Source organism: Neoroseomonas terrae, from assembly GCF_018129025.1.
Lineage (GTDB): Bacteria > Pseudomonadota > Alphaproteobacteria > Acetobacterales > Acetobacteraceae > Neoroseomonas > Neoroseomonas terrae.
Genome location: NZ_JAAEDI010000026.1, coordinates 21,165 through 36,332, shown reverse-complemented (window position 1 = coordinate 36,332; position 15,168 = coordinate 21,165). Strand labels below are relative to the sequence as shown.

Genomic DNA, 15,168 nt, shown 5'->3' with positions numbered 1-15,168 from the left:
GCTGCCCCGCACATTGCCGCCATCGCAAGCCATGAGGAATTGTCCATGAGCCAACCCAAGATCGCCGTCGTCACCGGCGCCGGCACCGGCGTCGGGCGCGCTGCTGCCCTCGCCCTGCTCGGCGGCGGCTGGACGGTCGTGCTGACCGGCCGCCGCAAGGAACCGCTCGAGGAAAGCATCGCCATGGCCGGCGACGCCGCCGCCCGCGCCCTTGCCGTTCCCACCGACGTCGCGGACCCCGCCTCGGTCGACGCCCTGTTCGCCACGGTGAAGTCGAACTACGGCCGGCTCGACCTGCTGTTCAACAACGCCGGCCAGAACGTTCCCGGCATGCCCTTCGAGGATCTGACCTACGCCGACTGGACCCGCGTCGTCGCGGTGAACCTCACCGGCTGCTTCCTCTGCGCCCAGGCCGCCTTCCGCATCATGAAGGACCAGTCGCCCCAGGGCGGGCGCATCATCAACAACGGCTCGATCAGCGCCCACACGCCGCGGCCGGACAGCGCCCCCTACACGGCGACCAAGCACTCCATCACCGGTTTGACCAAGTCGCTGATGCTCGATGGCCGGAAGTACGACATCTGCGCCGGCCAGATCGACATCGGCAACGCCGCTACGCCAATGACGGCCCGCATGTCGAAAGGCGTGAAGCAGGCGGACGGGACCACGGCGGTTGAGCCGACGATGGATGTCAACCATGTCGGCCAGGCCATCCTGCACATGGCGAACCTGCCGCTGGAATCGAACATCTTCACGCTCACCATCAAGGCGACGAAGATGCCGTTCGAAGGGCGCGGCTGAAGAAAAAGGTCGGGGGAGGAAGACCTTCCCCGAATCCCCCTCCGTTTTCTGTCTATTGGCGCCCGGCGTCGCGGCCGGCCAGGAGCCGCTTCACCTCGTTCTTCGGCACCTTGCCGTATCCGGATCGCGGCAGCGCATCCCACACCACGATGCGCGAGGGCCATTTATACCGGCCCAGCCGGCCATCGAGATGCGCCATCACCGCATCCGCGTCGATCGCCGCGCCGTCCCGCGGCACCAGCACCGCCACTCCGGCCTCCCCCCACTTCTCATGCGGCACGCCGACAACGCAGGCCTCTGCGACGGCCGGATGCGTCAGCAGCGCCTCCTCCACCTCCCGCGGATACACGTTCGACCCGCCCGAGATGTACATGTCCGACTGCCGGCCGGTGATATAGAGGAAGCCACGCGCATCGAGATATCCGAGGTCGCCGGTATGGAACCATCCGCCGGCGAACGCCTTCTCATCCGCCGCCGCATTCCCGAAATACCCCGCCATCACCGCCGGCCCGCGCACGCAGATCTCGCCGGTCTCACCAGCGCCCAACCGTCGATGGTCCGCATCGAGGATCCCCACATCCATCCCCGTCCGTGGATAGCCACAGGAGCCGATCGGCATGGCCGGATCATCGGCCAGGCTATGCCACTCCGGCGGCAGCACGGTGATGTTGCCCGTCACCTCGCCGAGGCCGAAATACTGCACGAGGCAGGGGCCAAGCTTCCGCAGCGCGTTCTTCTGGTCCTCCCGGTACATCGGCGCGCCGGCATAGATGACGTGACGCAGCGATGCGTGGTCCACCGCATCGACGCTCGCATCATTGCACAGCGCATTCAGGATGGTCGGCACGGTGAACATGTTGGTCACGCGATGGTGCGCCACCAGCCGCCACGCTTCCGCCACGTCCAGCCGCTCGCCGGGCATCAGCACCGACACTGCACCCCGCGCCACCTGCGCGAGCGCATGGATGCCGGCCCCGTGCGAGAGAGGCGCCACCACCAGCGAGGCATCCTTCGCCGACAGCCCCGGCATCAGATCCGCGATGTGGTTCACCACCACAAAGACCATCTGACCATGCGTCAGTGTCCCGCCCTTCGGCCGCCCGGTGGTGCCCGAGGTGTAGAACAGCCAAGCCGGATGATCGCGATCGACGGCCTCGGCCTCCGTCGCAGGAGCCCCACGACCGGCCTCGACCAAACCATCCCAGGAAAGGCCGCCATGATCTCCGATCGCGACCTCCAGCACGCAGGCCGCATTCTCCGCTGCCGCCGCGGCGCGATGCTCCGGAAAGGCCAAGTCGAACACATGCGCGCGGCACTCCGCATTGGCGGCGAGGAAGGCCACTTCCGGCGGGCTCAGGCGGAAATTCGTCGGCACCCAGACCGCGCCGATCAGCCAGCAGGCCCAACAGGATTCGAATAGCGCATTGCTGTTGCGGGCATGCACGAGCACCCGGTCCCCCCTGCGGACCCCCTGCGCGCGCAGTGCCGAGGCCGCGGCCGAGGCGCGGGCTGCAAGCTCCGCCCAGTTCCAGATGCGGTCGCGCCAGACCAGACCCGGCGCGTCCGGCAAGCGCCGCGCCGTTTGCAGCAGCAGGTTCGCGAGATTCGATGTCGGGATCATGCGTCGTCCCCCTCCCGGCCCCAGGCTTGCCCGCCCGCGCCGCCCGGGCAAGCGGCTTGCCGTCACTAGCCTGGCCGGTCCAGTCTCACGCCCAAGCGCCGGCCAACCCGGGCAGCCCTTGGGAGACAACGCCAGATGACGACCCCCGCCTCGCGCCGCACGCTGCTGCTCGGCGCCGCCGGCGCCGGCCTTGCCCTGCCGCGGATCGCCGGCGCGCAGCAGTACCGCCCCGAATACAAGATGACCGTCGTCGGCAACCGCCCGATCCCCTTCGCCGAGGGCGCCTTCATCTGGGCCGACCTCGTCACCCAACGCTCCGGCGGCCGCATCAACGTGAAGGTTTATCCCGGCAGCCAACTGGTCGGCGGCGACCAGACGCGAGAACTCGTCGCGATGCGCCAGGGCGTCATCGACTTCGCCGTGTTCTCCACCATCAACATCGCACCGCAGGTGCGCGAAGTCGGGCTCTTCCAGCTCCCGTTCCTCATGCCCGACCACAAGGCCTTCGACGCCCTGATCCGCGGGGAGGTCGGCCGCGACATCTTCGCCGTTATGGAGCGGCGGGAGGTCGTCCCCCTCGCCTGGGGCGAGAACGGCTTCCGCGAAATCTCCAACTCCAAGCACGCCATCCGCACCCCGGCCGACATGCGCGGCCTCAAGATCCGCTTCGCCGCCGGCGCCATCTTCACCGAGATCTTCCAGGCCATGGGCGCGAACCCTGTCCAGATGTCCTTCGCGGACCTCCAGCCCGCGCTGTCGACCGGCGCGGTGGACGGGCAGGAGAACCCGATCAACCTGTTCCTCGCCTTCCGCATGGACACGCTGGCGCAGAAGCACCTGACCATCTGGAACTACGTGAACGACCCGCTGATCTTCGGCCTGTCGCGCAACGTCTGGAACAGCTTCAACGACGCCGACAAGCAGCTGGTGCGCGACTGCGCCGAGGAAGCCGGCCGCCAGCAGATCGCCCTAACCCGCCGCGGCCTCGGCCTCGATGGCGGCGACGATGCCGCGATCCAGGACCTCCGCACCCGTGGCGTCGAGGTCACGGCGCTGACGGTGCCGCAGAAGGCCGAATTCGCCCGCGTCACCCGCCCCGTCTACGACAAATGGGCGCAGACGGTCGGCGCCGACCTCGTTCGCAAGGCCGAAGCCGCCATCCGTGCCGCGACCGCCTGAGGTGGCGGCCGAACCCGACCCCACCGTCTCCCGCGTCAACCCGCCGACGCGCATCCCGCTGCGCGTCGAGGAAGTGCTGATCGCGCTCGCCATGGGCGCGATGGTGGTCATCACCTCGGCGAACGTCGTGACGCGCTACCTGACCAACGTCTCCCTCGCCTTCACCGAGGAGTATTCGGTCGCCCTGATGGTGATCGTGGCGTTGCTCGGCACCGCCCTCGCCACGGCGTCCGGCCGGCACATCCGCATCGGCGTGCTGGTCGACAACCGCTCCCCGCCCGTCCGCCGGGGCGCGGAGATGGCCGCCATGCTGCTGACCATGGCCTGCTTCGGTATCCTCGTCTGGTACGGCGCCCGCCTTGCCTATGACGAGTACGATTTCGAGGTGCTGTCCCCCGGCCTCGGCCATCCGAACTGGATCTATACCGGGTGGTTGCCGCTGCTCTCCCTGGTCGTCGTGCTGCGGGCGGCCGGCCGCTTCATCCGGCTGATGCGCGGACAGGACGGCTGAGCGCGCATGATCGGCGTCGTCCTCTTCGGCCTGTTCACCATCCTGCTGCTCGCCGGCGTGCCGATCGCGGTGGCGCTCGGCCTCGCGGGCGCGACGGCCATCGCCCTTGCCGACCAGTCGATGTTCGCCATGCCGACCAACGTCTACGCTGGCATCGCGAAATACCCGCTGATGGCGATCCCGATGTTCGTCCTCGTCGGCAGCGTCTTCGACCGCACCGGCGTCGCGCTGCGGCTGGTGCGCTTCGCGACCGCCGTGGTCGGCGCGGGGCGTGGTGCGCTCGCCTCGGTCGCCGTGCTGGTCGCGATGGTGATCGGCGGCATCTCCGGCTCCGGCCCCGCGACCTCGGCTGCCGTCGGGCAGGTGGTCACGCGCTCCATGGTGAAGGATGGCTACCCCCGCCCCTTCATTGCCGCGACAGTTGGCGCGGCGGCAGCGACGGACATCCTGATCCCGCCCTCCATCGCCTTCATCATCTATGCGGTGCTGGTCCCAGGCGTCTCGGTGCCGGCGATCTTCATGGCCGGCATGTTCCCCGGCATCCTGGCGGGCATCGCCATCATCGTGCCCATCGTCATCATCTCGATCACCAAGGATTTCGGCGGCAAGGCCCGCGCCGAGGAGCGCCTCCGCGTCTGGCAGACCTTCAAGGAAGCGATCTGGGGCCTGATGGCGCCCGTCGTCATCCTCGGTGCCATGCGTACCGGCCTCGTCACGCCGACCGAGGCCGCCGTGCTTGCCGTCGCCTACGGTCTTTTCGTCGGCTTCGTCATCTACCGCAGCCTGACACTGCGCGACCTTTACGAGATGCTGGTGGAGGCGGGCGAGCTTTCCGCCGTCATCCTCATCGTCGTGGCCCTCGCCTCGGTCTTCGCCTGGTCCACCGCGACGCTCGGCATCGTGCAGCCCATCGCCACCTGGATCGTCGGTCTCAACCTCGGCGAGTACGGCACCATCGCCCTGCTGATGCTGGTGCTGATCGTGATCGGGATGTTCCTCGACGGTGTTTCGACCTTCCTGATCCTGCTGCCGGTGCTGATCCCGATCGCCAACAACTTCCACTGGGACCTGACCTGGTTCGGTGTGATCCTGACGATGAAAATCGCGATCGGTCAGTTCACCCCGCCGATGGCGGTGAACCTGATGGTGTCCTGCCGCATCGCCGGCGTGGGGATGGAAAGCACCATCCCCTGGGTGGTGTGGATGATCCTCGCGATGTTCGTCGCCCTCGCCCTGGTCGTCGGTTTCCCCGGCATCGCGCTGTGGCTGCCGCACGCCATGGGGCTGCGTTAGTCACGCTCTGCTGCTCCCGGAACTTACGCCGCCGGATAGGGTCGCGATGGTGGCGTCGCCAGGGTAATCAGGTTGCCGTCAGGATCGCGCAGCTGCGCCAGCGTCGAGTAATCGCCCTCGATGTCATCGCCGAGCACGATCCCCAGGCCCTGAAGCCTGCGGCGTTCGGCAGCAACATCATCAACGATCAGGAACATGACTCCGCTGCCGGCGATGAGATCGTCAGTCGAAAGCGCCACCCCGCCCTCGGCGGAGAGTTCCCACTGCACCATTGTCTCCATCGGCCGATAGTCCGGTCCGCGGCCGAGCAGCTTCGTGTACCAGCCCTCTGCTGCAAGGAGATCTGCGGTAAACAACGCCGTGTAGCTCTTCTGGATGTTCATTTGTTGTCCTCTGGCCAGACGTCGGAAGAACGCCTTCCGGTCAGCAGGGTTCCTAGGCATCCACACGACAAGGTCGGATCACAGCGGCGCTGGCAGCCCGTAAACCATCGCCTTCCAATGGCCGGGCGGACGGGCGGTTGCCTCCGCCTTACATATGGCGAGAGCCGCGCGGCATCATCGTTCAAGCGGGCCGATTCACACGACCCTGCTGTTCCACCGCGACTAGAGCATTTTCCGTTCGCCCTGGCTCACTGCGAATGCTCCAGTCCTTTGTTTTTGCGAGCATCTTCACCCTCCACCTAATCGGCATCTGCTCTAATCTGTGCTCTACGATGCCCGCAGCCCCAGCTCCTGCACCGTGCGCTTCTCCTCCTCGTTCTGCATCATCGCTGCCGTCGCGTAGTCCTCCGTGCCGAGATAGCGCACCGGCATGTCGAACCGCGCGATGGTCGCGAGATGTGCCGGGTCGTACAGCGCCTCCTTGAAGGCATCATGCAGGATGCGGACGACCTCCGGCTCCATGCCGCGCGGGCCGGCAATGCCGTAGGTGCTCTCCCCCAGCACGTCGAAACCCTGCTCGCGGAAGGTCGGCACGTCCGGGAAGCGTGGCGCGCGCTCCGTCATCCATACGCCGAGCACTCGCACCCGGCCTTCGAGCGCCATGTCAGCCCAGGCGCTGGTCTCGGCAGAGAAATGGATGTCGCCCGACAGCAGCGCCTGGAGGTTCGGCGCCGCGCCGCGGAACGGCACCGCGACCCATTCGACGCCAGCCAGCCGCGCGAAGCGCGTCATCTGCACTTCCGTGGTGTTCGCCCCCGGCGTGCCGTAGCTGATCACGCCCGGGTTTGCGCGCGCGAAGTCCACCACGTCCTGCATGTTCCGCCAGGGCGAGTCCGGCCGGACCACCACCCCGCCCATGTAGCCGACCAGCCGGATGATCCAAGAGAAGTCCCGCATCGGGTCCCATAGCGGCCGCTCCATCATGGCCGGCATGCGGAACACGCCGTTCGGCATCTGGCCGAGCGTATAGCCGTCGGGCCGCGCCTCTCGCGCCATCAGCTGCGCGCCGAGCGTGCCGGATGCCCCGGGCTTGTTCTCGACGACGACCGGCTGGCCGAGCCGTCGGGATGCCTGCTCGCTGACCGAGCGCATCTGGATGTCGGTGGCCCCGCCCGGCGTCCAGGGCACCAGCATCCGGATCGGCCGGTCCGGATAGCGCGCCTGTGCCAGCGCGGGCCGCGCCAGCAGCGCGGCGGATGAGATGGCCAGCATCGAACGCCGGCCAGCGAAGCCGATCATGCCGTTTCCTCCCAACTGTCATTGGGAGGAAACATGCACCGACCGATCGGTCGGTTGCGAGGACTTAATGCCCCGCCGCGATCACGGCTGCGGCACGATGCGGATGTAGGGCTTCGGCTCCTTCCAGCCGTTCGGGAACAGCTTCTTGGCGTCGTCGTTGTTGACGGATCCCGCGATGATCACGTCCTCGCCGTGCTTCCAGTTCGCAGGCGTCGCCACCTTGTGCTTCGCCGTCAGCTGCAGGCTGTCGAGCAGGCGCAGGATCTCGTCGAAGTTGCGCCCCGCCGTCATCGGATAGGCGAGATACGCCTTCACCTGCTTGTCCGGCCCGATGAACACCACGACGCGCACCGTCGCGTTCGTCGCCGCGGTACGTCCTTCGGAGGTCGTGCCTGCATCGGCCGGCAGCATGCCGTACAGCTTGGACACTTCCAGGGACGGGTCGCCGATCATCGGATAGGTCACGGCATGACCCGTCACCTCGCGGATGTCGTCCGCCCAGCGGCTGTGGCTGTCCACCGGGTCTACCGACAGGCCGATGATCTTGGTGTTGCGCTTGTCGAATTCCGGCTTCAGCCCGGCCATGGTGCCAAGTTCCGTGGTGCAGACCGGCGTGAAGTCCTTCGGGTGGCTGAACAGGATGGCCCAGCCATCGCCGATCCAGTCATGGAAGCGGATGCGGCCTTCCGTCGTTTCGGCTTCGAAATTCGGCGCGATTTGACCGATCGAGATGCTCATGGCGAGTGCCTCCTCAGGGGTTTGGTGGCGCGGAGGCCAGCACGGGCTCGCCTCGTCGGCAAGCAGGAGCAGATGCTTCCACGGCAGCCGTCGGCACTGGGCGGAGGATGCACCCGGCCGTCCTCCTGTGGGAAGCCATTGCATCGCGGGCACCGCCCCTGTTGCCAGCGCCATGCCCCACGCTCTACTCCCGAACCAGGGAGAAGGAACGCCGTCATGCTCGACCGGCTTATCGTCGTGGACAGCGTAACCCGGCTGGGGCCGGAAGCGCAGGGCCGGGTCGTGATCGGCGGCTCGCATGGCGGGGTCTATGCCGCCTATCTTTCAGCCAAGGCCCGCGTTGCCGGCGTGCTGCTGAACGATGCCGGCCTCGGCCTCGATGCAGCAGGCATCGCCGGCCTCGACTATCTCCAGCCGCTCGGCATCCCGGCTGCCTGCTGCTCCCATCGTTCCGCCCGCATCGGGGATGGCTTCGACCTGCTCGGCCGGGGCGTGGTCAGCCACGTCAACGGCGCAGCCGCGAGGCTCGGCATCGAACCGGGCATGTGGTGCCGCGAGGCCGCCCGCCGCCTCGCCGCTGCCCCCGTACCGGGAGTGGACGCGCCTGACAGCGTCGAATCCCGCTTTCCCATCGTCGTGCCTGGCCGTGCCCGCGCCTCGGCCATGGATTCCAACTCGCTGATGACGCCTGACGATGACGGCACGGTTGTCGTCACCGGCAGCCATGGTGGGCTGCTCGGCCGCCGGCCGGAGACCGCCGCGCGCGCCGCCGTCTTCGCCGCGCTGTATAATGACGCCGATGGCGGCATCGACGGCGCCGGCTTCACTCGGCTGCCCGCCCTCGATGCGCGCGGCATCGCTGCCGCGACCTACTCCGCCTGGACGGCGCGGATCGGCGACGGACGTTCCGCCGTCGCGACCGGCATCGTCTCCGCGGTCAATGCGCGCGCCGCCGCCCTGGGCCTGCGGCCGGGCGGCACGGTGCGCGACGCCGTAACCCTGCTTGCCGAGGCCAGTACGACGTGAACCAATCCAACGCGACCCTGACCATCACCGGCGGCGAGGCGCTCGCTCGCATGCTGCAGGCCCATCATGTCGGCCCGATGTTCGGCATGGGCGGCTTCCAGCTCCTGCCCTTCTACGAAGCGGTGCGCGCCCTCGGCCTGAAGCATTACCTGATCAATGATGAACGCTGCGGCACCTTCGCCGCGGACGCCTGGGCGCGCGTGACCAACCGCCCGGGCGTCGTGGATGCGACGCTCGGACCGGGGGCGACGAACCTCGTCACGGGCCTGGTGGAATCGCTCAACGCCGGCATCCCACTGGTCGCGATCGCCGGCGATGCGAACCGCGACCACGCGTGGAAGAACATGACGCAGGAAGCGCGACAGGTGGAGATCCTCCGCCCCGCCTGCAAGGAACTGCTTCGCGTCGAGAGCACGAAGCGCATCCCCGAATTCGTCCGCCGTGCCTTCGCGATCGCGACTTCCGGCCGCCCCGGCCCGGTCGTGCTGGATGTGCCGGAGGATGTCTGCCATGGCGAGCACAGCTTCGCCGCCGACGAGATCTGGGCCGATCCGGGCACGCTGATGGCCCAGGCGCGCCGCACCCGCCCCGACCCATTGGAACTCGACCGCGCGGCCGCGCTGCTGGCCAGGGCGAAGCGGCCCCTGCTACTGGTCGGCGGCGGCATCCATCTCAGCGCGGCCTACGACGCGCTGCTGGCGCTTGCCGAGGCGCAGCAGATCCCGGTCGCCCACACCATGTCAGGCAAGGGCGCGATCGCCTGCACCCACCCGCTCTCGCTCGGACTGTTCGGCCGCTACTCCCGTATCGCCAATGACTTCGTCGCCGAGGCCGACCTCCTCATCGTTGTCGGCTGCAAGCTTGGCGAGATCGCGACCAAGCGCTTTGCCCTGATGCCCACCGGGGTGCCCGTCGTGCATGTCGAGATCGTGCCGGAGGAGATCGGCCGCACCACCCGCGCCGATGTCGCCCTCGCCGCGGATGCGAAGCTCGCCCTGCAGGACCTGCTGGCCGCCCTCCCCGCCGCATCTCTGCCCGAGGGCCGTGCGGAATTCGCCGCCGCCGTCGTCCCGCGGATGGCCGCCTGGCGCGTCGGCGCCGCGGATCGCCTGGAATCCAACGAGACCCCCATCAATGTCGGTCGCCTGATCAACGAGCTGAACCTCGCCATGGCCGATGACGACGTCCTCGTCGCCGATGGCGGCTTCGCCGGCCATTGGGGCGGATTGCTGTTCGACACGAAGAAGCCTGGCCGCCACTTCATCGCGGATCGCGGCTTCGCCTCCATCGGCTACGGCGCGCCGGGCGCGATGGGCGCGCAGATGGCCGCCGGCCCGAAGCGCCGCGTCGTCGGGCTGACCGGCGACGGCGGCTTCAACATGACGATCGGCGAGATCGAGACCGCGCGCCGCGTCGGCGCGAACTATGTGCTTTGCGTCTTCAACAATGGCGCCTCGGGCTATGTGAAGGCGCTGCAGCACGCCGTTTATGGGGCGGGGAACTACCAATCCTCCGACCTGGCCGAGACCGATTACGCAGCCGCCGCCCGCGCCTTCGGCTGCCACGGCATCCGCGTCGAGGACCCCAACACGCTCGCCGGCGCGATCCGCGAGGGCCTGGACAATACCGACAGCCCGACCGTCCTGGACGTGGTCGTCACCCGCGATCCCGCGCGGATGCTGCCCGGCGTGGACAACCGGGCGCTGCGCGTCGAGAAGGGCGACCGGCCGGTCTAAGCCGTTCCTGCCGAACAGTGGGGTCGGCGTGCCTGTATGGCGGTCGTGGCCGATGTCTCGCGTCGCCATCCCACCGCCGGCCCGCGGGCACCGGCCGCATCCTTGCCCGTCCTGCGGCGTTCACCCCCTGCGATCGACCCTGCCACGGAGCCGCCACACGCCCGCCACCGTGCCGGATCAGAATCGCTGTCACTCAGACGTTGACGCAGAAGGATGGCGCCATGGCGCGGTCGGCTCGGATCATCCCACTGGGGCTTCTGGCGCTGCTGGCAGCCTGCACGAACCCCTACGACCCAGGCCAGCGAGCCGCCGGCGGGGCGCTGATCGGTGCTGGCACCGGTGCCGCGATCGGCGGCCTCGCGGGCGGGCCGCGCGGCGTCGGGGTCGGAGCGCTGGCCGGGGGGCTCGGCGGCGCTGCGCTCGGCGCCATCACCACGCCGCAGCCGCCACCATACCAGGGCGGCTATGCGCAGGGCTACGGCCAGTCCTACGCCCCACCGCCGCCCACCTACGCGCCATCGCCGGTCGGCGGGCAAGTGTACTATCCGCCGCCCGCCCCGGCGTATCAGCCGCCCCCGCCAACCTATCAGGCGCCGCCGGGTTCGTACTGGCAGCCGCAACCCTACTACGCGCCGCCGGATCCCTACGCCTACCGGTATTGAGCCAGGGCAGAGTCGATCGCCGCGCGGCTTGGCAAGGACGGTACGGCACCCGCGCAGCGGCAGGCCAGCGCGCCGGCCACGGCGCCATACCGCAGCGCGTCCCCCAGGGCCGCACCCCGCGCCAGCGCCGCGGCGAAGGCGCCGATAAAGGCGTCGCCGGCGCCGGTACTGTCCACCACCTTGGTCGGCAGTGCCGGGGCGAAAAGCACGGACCCATCGCGACCGGCCCACCAGGCACCCGCACCACCTGCGGTGACCACCACCCCCTCCGCATGCCGCGGCGCAAGGGCCCTCGCCAGCGCCTCCGGCCCGCCGGCACGGCCCAAAAGCAGCGCGGCCTCACTCTCATTCACCACCAGCATATCGGTCAGTTCGAGCAGAGCGGCCGGCAGCATCTGTGCCGGCGCGGCGTTGAGCAGCGTCGGAATGGCTCGCATCCGCGCGGCACGGAAAGCGGCCTCGGTCGCCGCGACCGGCGTCTCGAGCTGGGCTAAGACGAGCCCGGCACCGGGCACTGCCGCCGAGGCTGCTTCCCCCGACAGCGCCCCATTCGCGCCGGCCAGGATGACGATCTCGTTCTCGCCGGCGTCATCGACGAGGATCAGCGCCTCCCCCGTCGGCAGCGCGTCGAGCGTCGCGACGCCGCTGGCGTCGATGCCTTCTGTAGCCCAAAGCCCACGCGCCGCCTCGCCCGCAGCATCGTTCCCGACGGCTGCGACCATCGCCACTGCTGCCCCGGCACGCGCTGCCGCCACCGCCTGGTTGCTGCCCTTGCCGCCGTGGAAGCGGTCGATGCGGGTGGCGGCCAGCGTCTCGCCCGGCTGTGGGAAACGCGGCACGGCCAGCACGGAATCGCGATTGTAGGAACCGATGACGACGATGCGGCGCATCGCGCCACACTCCGCACGGGTCCTCGGGGGGTCAAGCGCAACGCCGCCGGCCGACAGGCGTTCCATCGCAGGAGAATCGCCGTGACCGACCCGCTTCAGATCGTCTGCCCCCATTGCGACGCGGTGAATCGTGTGCCGGCCGCGCGGCTTGCGGAGCGGCCCTCCTGCGGGGCGTGTCACCGCCCGCTGTTCACCGGCGAGCCGGTCGCGTTGGACGAGACCCGCTTCCGCCGGCACCTAAACGCGTCCTCCATCCCCGTGCTGGTGGATTTCTGGGCATCCTGGTGCGGTCCTTGCCACGCGATGTCCCCCGCCTTCGCGACGGCGGCGCGCGACCTCGAGCCCCAGGTCAGGCTGGCCAAGGTCTCCACCGAGGAAGCGCCGGCGCTCGCGCAGGCCCTCCGCATCCAAAGCATCCCGACCCTCGCCCTGTTCCGTGATGGGCAGGAGGTCGCGCGCCAAGCCGGCGCCATGCCGGCGAGCCGCATCCTCGACTGGACACGCGCTGCGATGCGCCTGACGCCGGCGCGGCATGTCTGACGCCGGGTTGCGGTGCAGCAAACTGCGCCTAACCTAGCAGGACATACCAAATCAGCTTTCGAGGACCTTTCATGCTCGACGCATCCCTGGCCGAAGCGACGAAGCAGAAATTCGGCATCGGGCAGCCCGTGCCGCGGCAGGAGGACCCGACCCTGCTGCAGGGCCGTGGCCGCTACACCGATGACCTCGCTTTGCCCGGGCAGGCCTGGTGCGTGATCGTGCGCAGCCCCTATGCGCACGGCGTCATTAACGGCATCGGCACCGAGGCGGCGAAGGCCATGCCCGGCGTGCTCGGCGTCTACACCGCCGCGGACATGGCCGAGTACGGCGCGATGCGCGCAACGCTGCCGCTCAAGAACCGGGACGGCACGCCGCTGACGAACATCCAGCGCGGCCCGCTCGCCGCCGACAAGGTCCGCTTCGTCGGCGATCCGGTCGCCTTCGTGGTCGCAGAGACGAAGTCCCAGGCGAAGGACGCCGCCGAGATGGTCGAGATGGACATCGATGCCCTCGATGCCGTCACCGAGGCCTCGGCCGCCGCCGCGCCCGGCGCGCCGCAGCTCTACGATCACGTTCCGGGCAATCTGGTGCTCGACTTCCAGTTCGGCGACGCCGCGGCGGTCGAGGCGGCCTTCGCGACGGCCGCCCATGTCACGACGCTGTCGATCCGCAGCAACCGCATCGTGGTCTGCGCCATGGAACCGCGATCCGCGATCGGCGAATGGGATGCCGTCGAGGAACGCTACGTGCTGCGCGTCGGCTGCCAGGGCGTGTTCGGCCTGCGCGCGCAGCTGTCGAAGGACATTCTGAAAGTCCCGGCCGACAAGCTGCGCATCCTGACCGGCAATGTCGGCGGGTCATTCGGCATGAAGGCCAGCGCCTACCCGGAATACACCTGCGTGCTGCACGCGGCGAAGATGCTCGGTCGGCCGGTGAAGTGGACGGATGAGCGCACCGGCTCCTTCCTGTCCGACTGCCACGGCCGCGACCATGAGACGGAAGCATCCCTCGCACTCGATGCCGCGGGCCGCTTCCTGGCCGTGAAGCTCGTCTCCTACGGCAATATGGGCGGGTACCTGTCCACGGTTGGCAACAACATGGGGACGGGCAACTTCATGAAGAACATCCAGTCGAACTACGCGACGCCCCTGCTGCTGGTGGAGACGAAGAACTACGTCACCAACACCACGCCGATCACCGCCTATCGCGGCGCCGGCCGGCCCGAGGCCAACTACTTCATGGAGCGGCTGGTTGAGACCGCGGCGCGCGAGATGGAGTTGGACCCCATCGCCATGCGCAAGCTGAACCATATCCGCCCTGACCAGTTCCCGTTCAACTCGACGAACGGCTCCGCCTATGATTCCGGCGATTTTTCCGTCGTGCTCGACCGCGCCATCGCCGCCTCAGACTGGGACGGCTTCGCCGCTCGCAAGGCCGAGAGCGAATCACGCGGCAAGCTGCGCGGCCGCGGCGTCGGCAACTTCCTGGAATGCACCGCGCCGCCCATGAAGGAACAGGGCGAGCTGGTCTTCGAGGAGGATGGCTCCGTCACCATCGTCACCGGCACGCTCGACTACGGCCAGGGCCATTGGACACCCTTCGCCCAGGTGCTGCACGCGAAGCTCGGCGTGCCGTTCGAGAAGATCAAGCTGGTCCAGGGTGACTCAGACCGTCTGATCGCTGGCGGCGGCACCGGCGGATCGAAGTCGCTGATGGCGTCCGGCGCTGCCATCCTGGAAGCCGCCGACCTCGTCATCGACAAGGGCCGCAAGGCCGCCGGCTTCGTGCTGGAAGCCGCCATCGAGGATATCGACTTCGCCGAGGGCCGCTTCACCATCGTCGGCACCGACCGCGGCATCGGCATCATGGAACTGGCCGCCCGCATCCGCGAGATCGGCCCCCTGCCCCAGGACGTGCCGAACAGCCTCGACAGCCGCACCGTCTACCAGGAAGCGCCCATGGCCTTCCCGAATGGCTGCCACATCTGCGAGGTCGAGATCGACCGCGATACCGGCCACGTCACCATCGATCGCTACGTCACGGTCAACGACTTCGGCGTGATCGTGAACCCGCTGCTGGTGCAGGGCCAGGCGCATGGCGGCATCGCCCAGGGCATTGGCCAGGCGCTGATCGAGCGCGTGGCGTATTCCGAGGACGGCCAGATCCTCACCGCCTCCTACATGGATTACGGTATTCCGCGCGCGGACGACCTGCCGAGCATCGGCTTCGAAAGCGCGCCGTCACCCTGCACGACCAATCCCCTGGGCGCGAAGGGCTGCGGCGAGGCGGGGTGCGCGGGGTCGCTGCCGGCGGTGATGAATGCGCTGTCGGACGCGCTGGGCGGGCGGCACATCGACATGCCGGCGACGCCGGAGCGGATTTGGGCGGCGCTGCAGGGGTAAGAAAGAACGGGGGAGGAACACCTCCCCCGAATCCCCCTCCGTTTTCTATCTGTTTGGAGACTGACAGCGGCGGCCGGCGCCAATAGA

At 68.6% G+C, this 15,168-nt stretch carries 14 protein-coding genes; 9 read left to right on the top strand and 5 right to left on the bottom strand.

The window, feature by feature from the left end:
* Positions 1-45: 45 nt before the first annotated feature.
* A complete protein-coding gene (locus GXW78_RS21510; RefSeq protein ID WP_211870951.1) occupies positions 46-801 on the top strand; it encodes an SDR family oxidoreductase in 756 nt (251 codons plus the stop codon).
* A gap of 52 nt (positions 802-853) precedes the next feature.
* Here the strand turns inward: GXW78_RS21510 and GXW78_RS21505 are convergent, their stop codons facing one another.
* Positions 854-2,422, bottom strand: coding sequence for an acyl-CoA synthetase (locus GXW78_RS21505; protein WP_211870950.1), 1,569 nt, complete (start codon positions 2,420-2,422; stop codon positions 854-856).
* Between the two features lie 135 nt (positions 2,423-2,557).
* On the opposite strand from GXW78_RS21505, the gene GXW78_RS21500 reads away from it, so the two are divergent.
* The 3 genes from GXW78_RS21500 to GXW78_RS21490 are packed head-to-tail and all read left to right on the top strand — an operon-like array spanning position 2,558 to position 5,405.
* Complete coding sequence (locus GXW78_RS21500) at positions 2,558-3,601, top strand: DctP family TRAP transporter solute-binding subunit (protein WP_211870949.1); 1,044 nt, start codon at positions 2,558-2,560, stop codon at positions 3,599-3,601.
* Positions 3,585-4,112, top strand: coding sequence for a TRAP transporter small permease (locus tag GXW78_RS21495; protein WP_338147810.1), 528 nt, complete (start codon positions 3,585-3,587; stop codon positions 4,110-4,112). The genes GXW78_RS21500 and GXW78_RS21495 overlap by 17 nt, the downstream gene beginning before the upstream one ends.
* A 6-nt stretch (positions 4,113-4,118) precedes the next feature.
* Positions 4,119-5,405 carry a TRAP transporter large permease gene (locus GXW78_RS21490; protein WP_211870948.1) on the top strand — a complete coding sequence of 429 codons (1,287 nt, stop codon included), beginning with the start codon at positions 4,119-4,121 and terminating at the stop codon, positions 5,403-5,405.
* A gap of 23 nt (positions 5,406-5,428) precedes the next feature.
* Here the strand turns inward: GXW78_RS21490 and GXW78_RS21485 are convergent, their stop codons facing one another.
* The 3 genes from GXW78_RS21485 to GXW78_RS21475 all read right to left on the bottom strand — a co-directional run bounded on the left by GXW78_RS21485 (position 5,429) and on the right by GXW78_RS21475 (position 7,825).
* Complete coding sequence (locus GXW78_RS21485; protein WP_211870947.1) at positions 5,429-5,788, bottom strand: VOC family protein; 360 nt, start codon at positions 5,786-5,788, stop codon at positions 5,429-5,431.
* Positions 5,789-6,115: 327 nt separating this feature from the next.
* Positions 6,116-7,087, bottom strand: a complete 972-nt coding sequence (locus GXW78_RS21480; protein WP_211870946.1) for a tripartite tricarboxylate transporter substrate binding protein — start codon at positions 7,085-7,087, stop codon at positions 6,116-6,118.
* Between the two features lie 81 nt (positions 7,088-7,168).
* On the bottom strand, positions 7,169-7,825 hold the full coding sequence (locus tag GXW78_RS21475) for a peroxiredoxin (protein ID WP_211870945.1): 657 nt from the start codon (positions 7,823-7,825) through the stop codon (positions 7,169-7,171).
* A gap of 216 nt (positions 7,826-8,041) precedes the next feature.
* Here GXW78_RS21475 and GXW78_RS21470 point away from each other — a divergent pair, with 216 nt between their 5' ends.
* The 3 genes from GXW78_RS21470 (at position 8,042) to GXW78_RS28105 (ending at position 11,249) form a co-directional block, all read left to right on the top strand.
* The gene (locus tag GXW78_RS21470; RefSeq protein WP_211870944.1) at positions 8,042-8,851 is read left to right on the top strand and encodes a hypothetical protein; all 810 of its coding nucleotides are present in this window, start codon (positions 8,042-8,044) and stop codon (positions 8,849-8,851) included.
* The gene (locus GXW78_RS21465; RefSeq protein ID WP_338147809.1) at positions 8,848-10,587 is read left to right on the top strand and encodes a thiamine pyrophosphate-binding protein; all 1,740 of its coding nucleotides are present in this window, start codon (positions 8,848-8,850) and stop codon (positions 10,585-10,587) included. The genes GXW78_RS21470 and GXW78_RS21465 overlap by 4 nt, the downstream gene beginning before the upstream one ends.
* 221 nt (positions 10,588-10,808) lie before the next feature.
* Positions 10,809-11,249 carry a hypothetical protein gene (locus GXW78_RS28105; protein ID WP_246522511.1) on the top strand — a complete coding sequence of 147 codons (441 nt, stop codon included), beginning with the start codon at positions 10,809-10,811 and terminating at the stop codon, positions 11,247-11,249.
* Here GXW78_RS28105 and GXW78_RS21455 read toward each other — a convergent pair.
* Positions 11,237-12,139: a PfkB family carbohydrate kinase gene (locus GXW78_RS21455; RefSeq protein WP_211870943.1), complete on the bottom strand. Its 903-nt coding sequence runs from the start codon at positions 12,137-12,139 to the stop codon at positions 11,237-11,239. The two genes, GXW78_RS28105 and GXW78_RS21455, sit on opposite strands and share 13 nt — an antisense overlap.
* Before the next feature lie 81 nt (positions 12,140-12,220).
* Between GXW78_RS21455 and trxC the strand changes: the two genes are divergently transcribed.
* Both trxC and GXW78_RS21445 read left to right on the top strand, forming a co-directional pair.
* Positions 12,221-12,679: a thioredoxin TrxC gene (gene trxC / locus GXW78_RS21450; protein ID WP_211870942.1), complete on the top strand. Its 459-nt coding sequence runs from the start codon at positions 12,221-12,223 to the stop codon at positions 12,677-12,679.
* A 71-nt stretch (positions 12,680-12,750) separates the two neighbouring features.
* A complete protein-coding gene (locus GXW78_RS21445; RefSeq protein ID WP_211870941.1) occupies positions 12,751-15,081 on the top strand; it encodes a xanthine dehydrogenase family protein molybdopterin-binding subunit in 2,331 nt (776 codons plus the stop codon).
* Positions 15,082-15,168: the final 87 nt, after the last annotated feature.

Excerpts from the sequence above, each read along its gene's own strand:
- GXW78_RS28105 (WP_246522511.1), top strand. The coding sequence starts at position 10,809 with ATGGCGCGGTCGGCTCGGATCATCCCACTGGGGCTTCTGGCGCTGCTG.
- GXW78_RS21480 (WP_211870946.1), bottom strand. The coding sequence starts at position 7,087 with ATGATCGGCTTCGCTGGCCGGCGTTCGATGCTGGCCATCTCATCCGCC.
- GXW78_RS21470 (WP_211870944.1), top strand. The coding sequence starts at position 8,042 with ATGCTCGACCGGCTTATCGTCGTGGACAGCGTAACCCGGCTGGGGCCG.
- GXW78_RS21500 (WP_211870949.1), top strand. The coding sequence starts at position 2,558 with ATGACGACCCCCGCCTCGCGCCGCACGCTGCTGCTCGGCGCCGCCGGC.
- GXW78_RS21445 (WP_211870941.1), top strand. The coding sequence starts at position 12,751 with ATGCTCGACGCATCCCTGGCCGAAGCGACGAAGCAGAAATTCGGCATC.
- GXW78_RS21490 (WP_211870948.1), top strand. The coding sequence starts at position 4,119 with ATGATCGGCGTCGTCCTCTTCGGCCTGTTCACCATCCTGCTGCTCGCC.
- GXW78_RS21505 (WP_211870950.1), bottom strand. The coding sequence starts at position 2,422 with ATGATCCCGACATCGAATCTCGCGAACCTGCTGCTGCAAACGGCGCGG.
- GXW78_RS21510 (WP_211870951.1), top strand. The coding sequence starts at position 46 with ATGAGCCAACCCAAGATCGCCGTCGTCACCGGCGCCGGCACCGGCGTC.
- GXW78_RS21485 (WP_211870947.1), bottom strand. The coding sequence starts at position 5,788 with ATGAACATCCAGAAGAGCTACACGGCGTTGTTTACCGCAGATCTCCTT.
- GXW78_RS21475 (WP_211870945.1), bottom strand. The coding sequence starts at position 7,825 with ATGAGCATCTCGATCGGTCAAATCGCGCCGAATTTCGAAGCCGAAACG.
- GXW78_RS21455 (WP_211870943.1), bottom strand. The coding sequence starts at position 12,139 with ATGCGCCGCATCGTCGTCATCGGTTCCTACAATCGCGATTCCGTGCTG.